Below are 7,279 nucleotides of genomic sequence, written 5' to 3'. Positions count from 1 at the left end.
GCTTCCGGCCATTTTCTGGCAAATTCAAACTCAATGGCATGGGTGTCGGTCAGGCAGTCGACACGACGGCCATCCTCCATGCGTATCTCCATTCTGCCTTTCACTCCCAGGCACCATACCTCCTGATACCAGGCTTCTACCGGAGCGGCTTGTGCTCCGGGGAACGGGCAGAGCAAGAGGCAGGTTAAAATAATTCCCGGATACTGATTGATGGCGGCGTGGTTGTCAGGAGTAATGGTGTCGATCATGGCTGTGTTCATTCTGTTAACTTAACTCCTTGCATCGGCTTTTATATCAAGTACCCAACCCTTTGAAGTCATTTTCAGGAAAATATCAGTAATTATGGCTCTCTTGTCAGTGTTTAAACGGTGGGGGAATTATTTAAATAGATCACTGTCCAGGTATTCAGGTGTCCGTGGTGGATTCCCGCCTTCGAGGCTGTCGCAAAACCCTCGTTCCCACGCTCTGCGTGGGAATGCATACGGATCTGGCCGCATGTAGAGAAACCTCTCCTTGCCCGAATCTTCGGGGGTTTCAGGCTGGTTATTCACTTGTGGCGAGTACGGTATGCATTTCCACGCAGAGCATGGGAACGAGGTTTTCGGAGGCTTTTGCGACAGCCGCCTTCGCGGGAAAGGCGGCAGTGGGAATGACGGAAGGCTGGTATTTTCTACCATGCCACCTCCCTAAAGGGATAAAGCAGACGGCATATACATAAATCCGTCTGCTGCTAATCTCGGGGTTTACTTGAACCCGCGAGCTTTCAGCAGGGCTGCTTTAAAATCAACCTCGACATCTTTGGCAATACCCGGAATCATCGCATCCGGTGCTTCACCCTTCATTTTCAGGTGATAGATCAGCAAATCGTCAGTTACTTCGTTCAACGGGCCCTTGTGGTCAGCTTCTGCAGCCAGGGCTTCAATAATCTGGACCAGATTCAGGTGACCCTGTTTTTGCCATTCGGGAGTGAGAAGTTCGACCAGTTCGTTTATTCGGTGACAGCTCATACATCAGTACTCAATAAGGTCGGTTCAATTAATAGATGATGTTCTTAATATCATCATCTTTACGATCCAGGTAATGGCAGGACTGGATGCGCCGAATGGTGCGGGATTTTCCACGAATAACCAGAGTTTCTGTGGTTGCCATATTGCCCTTGCGCGTAATGCCCTGGAGAAGATCCCCTTTAGTGATACCGGTGGCGGAAAAGACTACATTGTCAGAGCTGGCCATATCGTTCAGGCGTAACACTTTACCCGGTTCAACGCCCATTTCCCGACATCTTTCCAGTTCAACCCTGCCGGCCTCGATATTTTCTGGTGTTTCGCCCTTGGCCTGCTCTCTGGTGAGCAGGCGAGCCTGCATATCACCCCCGAGTGCCCGGATAACCGCTGCGGAGATAACGCCTTCAGGTGCACCACCCACGCAGTACATAAGATCGACTTCGCTGTCTGGCATGCAGGTCAGAATGGAGGCTGCAACGTCGCCATCAGGAATGGCAAACACCTTGACGCCCATATTCTGCATCATGGTGATAGCGGAATCGTGCCGGGGTTTGGCCAGGGTGATGACCACCAGACTTTCGATGGGTTTATGCAGTGCCCGGGCGACGTTTTGGATGTTTTCTTTCAACCCGAGATTCAGGTCAATAATACCAAAGGCTCCGGGGCCACAGACCAGCTTTTCCATGTACATGTCGGGGGCTTTAAGAAACGAACCTTTCTCGCCGGCGGCCAGTACCGCAATCGCATTATTCTGCCCCATGGCAGTCATGCGGGTGCCTTCAATGGGGTCTACGGCTATATCAATGCTTTCCCCGGTGCCTGTCCCTACTTTTTCGCCGATATACAGCATGGGGGCTTCATCAATCTCACCCTCACCGATAACGATCTGTCCATCCATCTCGACCTTGTTCAGCATGACGCGCATGGCTTCAACAGCAGCGCCATCGGCCGCATTTTTATCACCACGTCCAAGCCATTTGTAGCCTGCCAGGGCGGCAACTTCGGTGACTCTTGAAAATTCGATTGCCAGTTCGCGTTTCATAACTCTGCCGGGCAGCCTCAGTCGTTAATAGTGGCGGCTACTTTATCAGTACACATTACTTTTTGGGAGTGATTATCCGTTTGAATAGGCAGTAATATTAGCGATTCAATTCGCTTTTATCTTTTTCCGAGTTGTTGTAGATATCAGGCGAAATGTATCAGTTCTGATACATTAGTCTCAGCTCTGTAAAGCCGCTATCCCGACAGTCGTGTTATCCGCATACTATTTGTCAACGTCTTGCAAGCAGCCACGATTCAACTCCCTCTACCACAAATATCGTCAATGCTCAGGGCAAACCCTCTACCCATTCAGCTGATAAGAAGGCCCTTTATGGCCAGCCGGACCTACGACATTTTCTTTTTGCGGTCTCGCCGCTATTTACCGGTATTAATGGTTGCTGCCATGCTCGGTGGCTGTTCAACTCAGGCTACCATTAACCAGCCAGTGACCCATCTGCCAGAACAGTTTTCTCTTGCCGGGCAACAACAGATTCAGCCCCGGCAACAACAGTGGTGGTTATCATTCTCCGATCCCCAACTGGAACAACTGATGGCTCAGGCGCTGGATAATAACTTCAGTCTGAAAGCCAGTGCAGCCAGGGTAAAACAGGCGGAAGCCCTGGCAAAGCAATCCGGTGCTTCGCTATTACCTTCATTAAGTGCGACAGCGGATGGTGGTCGTACCTTCCGGCCCGGTCCGGACAGTGACAATGTTCAGCTGGGCCTGAAAGCCAGTTATGAAATTGATCTGTGGTCAAGATTGGAGGCGGTAGAAGAGGGCGCTGAACTGGATTACCAAGCCAGCCGGCAAGATCTTGAAATGGCTGCTCTCACGATTTCTGCCGAGGTGGCCGATCGCTGGTATGCCCTTCTGACTCAGCAGGCATTGGTAAAACTCTATCAGAGTCAGCTGCAAACCCTGAATGATCAGAAGGTGATTATTGATCTGCGTTTTCAAAATGGTCAGGGTAACTCGGAAGATGTGTTGCAACAGCAGCAGCAGCTTGAAAACCTGGATGCCCGGTTAATGGTTGCCCGCAGTGAGCAGCAGATTATCCGGCAGCAGTTGGCGGTACTGCTGGGTCAATCGCAGTTGGCTGATCCCTCTTGGAATGAGGGGCTGAGCGATGGCTTGCCTGACCTTTCGCCACTGCCCGATGTCGGTCTACCCGCCGATGTGGCTTCTCGCCGTCCGGATCTCCGGCAGGCCTGGCTGGAATTGCAGAGCAAACAGCAGGGTCTGATTGTGGCTGAGGCTGACCGGTTGCCACAAATCCGGCTCAGTGCCTCACTGCTCTCCGCCAGTAACGACCTGTCGGTACTGGTTGATGACTGGGCCACTAACCTGGCCGCCAGTCTGACGGCACCGCTGTTTGATGGTGGCCAGCGCCGGGCTGAAGTTGAACGCCAGCAGGCGGTTGTCGAAGAATCCATCAACCGTTATTCACAGAAAGTGCTGGAGGCTTTTGCTGATATTGAAACGGCCCTGAACCGGGAGTTCTCTCAGCAGGATCAGCTGGACAGCATAACCCTGCAACTGTCACTGGCGGAACAGACAGAGGCGATTAAATGGGCCCGCTATGGCAATGGAGGTACTTCGTTTCTTGAGGTGCTGTCCGCCCAGAAAAGCCGTCTGGAGCTTGAGCAGCAACAAGTAGAAAGCCATGGACAACTATTGGCTAACCGAATCACGGTTCACCGGGCGATTGCCGGCGATTTTGGTTTTTACACTGAAAGTGCCGACCGTAGCGCTTCAACTACCGATTTAGGAATTGTTCTGAAATAAGCTCCTTGTTTTTAACTCGGAGATCAAATTCGTCACTTACTATCAGGACAATTTCGTAAATAACATGACTAACAAAAATCCTTCCGGGGCTTCACAATGACACAGCAACACGCCGCTACGCCCGGTCTGTCCAGAAAACTGTTTAAAATCAGCCTGCCGGTACTGGTGCTGACAATAGCTGGACTGGTGGCCTGGCAGATAACCGCTTCTTCTCCCAGGGCCCACCGTCGGGCACCAGAGGCCCAGCCCCGGCTGGTGGAAGTTCAACCGGTGACCCGTGAGGATATCCGGGTGACCATCAGTGGATTGGGTACGGTGATCGCCAGCCGCAAACTGACGCTTTACCCGGAAGTGTCCGGACAAATCAGACAGCTGCGGGATAACCTGTTGCCGGGCAGTCAGGTTCGTCAGGGAGAAACGCTGGTTCGAATTGATGTGGCCGAGTATGAGATTCAGCGACAGAAACAGCAGGCGGAAGTCGCCCTTGCGGAGGCAGAGCTGCAGAAGGAAAGGGGACAGCAGGCCATTGCCCGTCAGGAGTATGAACTGATTGGTCGCACATTGTCTCCGGCCCAGGAAGCCCTGGTGCTGCGCCAGCCCGAACTGGCCTCCGCCAAAGCTCGTCTGGTTCAGGCTGAAGCGGCCCTGGCACAGGCAACGCTTGCGCTTGAGCGCACCCGCATCAAAGCCCCTTTTAATGCCCAGGTTACTCAGCGTTCGGTGGAAACCGGCAGTCAGGTCAGTACCGGGTCGGCTCTGCTGGATATTGTGGCTACGGATGAATTCTGGCTGGAACTGGAGGTTCCGGTTGAGCAGTTACGCTGGCTGGAGTTTGGTGAACAGGGCAGTCCCGTTACACTGACCAGTCCCGGATGGCAGAAGGGAGAGCGTACCGGGCGTCTGCTGTCGCTTTCCCCGGAGTTGAACAGTGGTTCCCGCATGGCAAAAGTGATGGTGGCTATTGATGATCCTCTGGCGCTTAAGCCTGAAAACAAAGCAGCGCCAAAAGTTCTTTTGAACGATCTGGTTCGGGCTGAAATCGCTGGCAAAGCAGTGAAACTGGCTGTGGTGATTCCTGATGCACAAATCCATAACGGCAATCAGGTGTGGCTCTATCGCCAGGACCAGACTCTGGAAATCCGCACCATCATCCCGATTTACCGGGATGCCAGCAAAGCCATTGTTGCTGAAGGCCTGAGCAGTCATGACCGGCTGGTGGTTTCTGCGCTTACCGCACCGGTTGATGGCATGGCACTGAGAACGGAAAACACCCGGCAACCGGATAATCCGGATGAGCAGAAAAAACGTGTCGCTAATAAAGAGCGTGTAGCCGACCGGGGTGAGCACTGATGGGCACGGAAGCAGTGGACACGAAACGCGGCGCTCTGGCCTGGATGGCCCGTGACCGGGTTACCCCCAATTTGCTGATGTTATTCCTGATTCTCGGCGGTCTGTTTACCAGCTGGCAGATTAAAAAGGAAGTTATGCCGCCGTTTGAGGCGGATATCGTCGATGTTAAGGTCAGCTACTCGGGCTCCACACCGGAAGAGATTGATCTTGGGATTATTCTGCCGGTAGAAAACGCCATTCAGGGCATCGATGGTGTCTATCAAATTAATTCAACGGCGTCATCGGGCAGCGCGAGAGTCCGGGTAGAGCTGCTGGACGGTGCTGACCCGCAACAGGTACTGAATGATATTGACCAGGAAGTCAGCCGTCTTACCACCCTTCCCGCAGAGGCGGAAAAACCCACGGTCACGTTAGCCAGCCATCGCAGGAATGTGATGGAATTGATGTTCTACGGTGAGGTGGACGATACCGTACTGCGCACCCTTGTCGAGAACAGTCGTGACCGCCTGCTGCTGGACCCCGGCCTGACCCAGATAGAGCTGAAAAATGCCCCCGACCATGAAGTTCAGGTGCAAGCCAATCCAGACCAGTTACGCCGCTACGGGCTGACCATTAATGATGTCGCCGGTAAAATCAGCAATCAGGCACTGGATCAGTCCTCCGGGCAGATCGAGTCTTCTGGTGGTGATATCAGCGTTCGGGTTCAGGAACGCCGTGACCAGGTGAATGAGTTTCAGAATATCCCGGTCAAGTCTTTGCCTGGTGGAGCTACCTTGCTGTTAAGGGATGTGGCCGAGGTTAAACGAGCCTTTGAAGACAGCCCCAGAGAGTCCCGCTACAACGGCCAGCCCGCCCTGGCCATTACCATCTATCGGATTGGTGACCAGACCCCGCTGGGCGTTTCCGATGCGGTGCGCGCTATTCTTCCGGAGATCGAAGCCAGTCTGCCCCCCGGTGTGTCCATGGAAATCACCGAAGATGATTCCGATGTCTACCGGGACCGCATGGATCTGCTGCTGAAAAATGCCTTTATCGGTCTGTTGCTGGTGCTGGTGTTGCTGAGCCTGTTTCTGGAGTATCGACTGGCCTTCTGGGTCACCATGGGGATTCCCACGTCCTTTCTCGGGGCCATGATTCTGCTGCCGGGGCTGGGGGTGTCGATCAATATGATCTCCATGTTCTCCTTTATTATTGCCCTGGGTATCGTGGTGGATGATGCCATTATTGCCGGTGAAAATATCTACCATCGACGCCAGCAGGGCATGGGTGTTATGGAGGCGGCCATTCAGGGTGCCAAAGATGTGGCCGTACCGCTGACGTTCAGTATTCTCACCAATATGATTGCCTTCCTGCCGATCCTGGCACTGCCAGGGGTATTGGGGAAAATGCAGCAGGCAACGCCGCTGGTGGTCATCAGTGTCTTCGCCATTTCATGGATTGAGGCGCTGTTTATTTTGCCGGCTCATCTGGGGCAGATGAAAGAAAAGTCTGAGAGTGGCTTTGGACGATTCATGCACTCTGTTCAAAAGGGGGTTGATCAACGGCTTAAGCGGTTTATCAGCGGTATCTACCATCCCGCTCTGGAAACGATACTGAATCACCGCTATATCACCCTGTCCGTTGCGGTTGCCATACTGGTGACGGCGATGGCCTGGCAGGCCAGTGGCCGACTGGGATTTGTTATGTTTCCCCGGGTGGATGCAGACTCCGTGAAAGTAACGGCGAAACTGCCTTATGGCAGCCCCGAAGCCAGTCTGCAAAACGTGCTGCAGATTCTCGAACAGGGCGGGCTGAAGGTGGTGGCCGAAAATGGTGGCGAAGCCCTGGTCAGCGGTTATGAATCCCGCTTTGGTGGCGATGAAGTGAGCGTGACCCTGTACCTCACCGCCCCGGATGTGCGACCACTGAGTACGGAAGCTGTCACCAATCTGTGGCGGGAGGCCAATGGCACGATCTATGGGCTGGAAACCATCACTTACAACCGCACGGGGCATGGGCCCGGAGGTGGTGCGGCGCTGACCATCGAACTGGGTCATAGTGATACCGGTACGCTGCAAGTGGCCAGTGATTATCTGATGGGGCAGCTGGGTTTCTATGG

At 53.6% G+C, this 7,279-nt stretch carries 6 protein-coding genes; 3 read left to right on the top strand and 3 right to left on the bottom strand.

Going from position 1 to position 7,279, the window contains the following annotated elements; all coding sequences use genetic code 11:
* The 3 genes from RM811_RS02160 to glpX all read right to left on the bottom strand — a co-directional run.
* A partial coding sequence (locus tag RM811_RS02160; RefSeq protein WP_402520319.1) for a hypothetical protein occupies window positions 1-260 on the bottom strand: 260 nt, incomplete at its 3' end.
* A gap of 483 nt (window positions 261-743) precedes the next feature.
* Window positions 744-1,007 (bottom strand): YihD family protein, encoded by a 264-nt coding sequence (locus RM811_RS02155; RefSeq protein ID WP_402520317.1) that lies wholly within the window; start codon window positions 1,005-1,007, stop codon window positions 744-746.
* 28 nt (window positions 1,008-1,035) lie between these two features.
* Window positions 1,036-2,046 carry a class II fructose-bisphosphatase gene (gene glpX, locus RM811_RS02150; protein ID WP_402520315.1) on the bottom strand — a complete coding sequence of 337 codons (1,011 nt, stop codon included), beginning with the start codon at window positions 2,044-2,046 and terminating at the stop codon, window positions 1,036-1,038.
* 330 nt (window positions 2,047-2,376) lie between these two features.
* Between glpX and RM811_RS02145 the strand changes: the two genes are divergently transcribed.
* The 3 genes from RM811_RS02145 to RM811_RS02135 form a co-directional block, all read left to right on the top strand.
* Window positions 2,377-3,831, top strand: a complete 1,455-nt coding sequence (locus tag RM811_RS02145; RefSeq protein WP_402520313.1) for a TolC family protein — start codon at window positions 2,377-2,379, stop codon at window positions 3,829-3,831.
* Window positions 3,832-3,927: 96 nt separating this feature from the next.
* Window positions 3,928-5,181, top strand: coding sequence for an efflux RND transporter periplasmic adaptor subunit (locus RM811_RS02140; protein ID WP_402520311.1), 1,254 nt, complete (start codon window positions 3,928-3,930; stop codon window positions 5,179-5,181).
* On the top strand, window positions 5,181-7,279 hold a 2,099-nt coding region (locus RM811_RS02135), incomplete at its 3' end, for an efflux RND transporter permease subunit (RefSeq protein WP_402520309.1). The genes RM811_RS02140 and RM811_RS02135, both read left to right, overlap by 1 nt.

Source organism: Endozoicomonas sp., assembly GCF_031844845.1.
Lineage (GTDB): Bacteria > Pseudomonadota > Gammaproteobacteria > Pseudomonadales > Endozoicomonadaceae > Endozoicomonas.
This window is presented reverse-complemented; position numbering and strand designations above follow the sequence as displayed.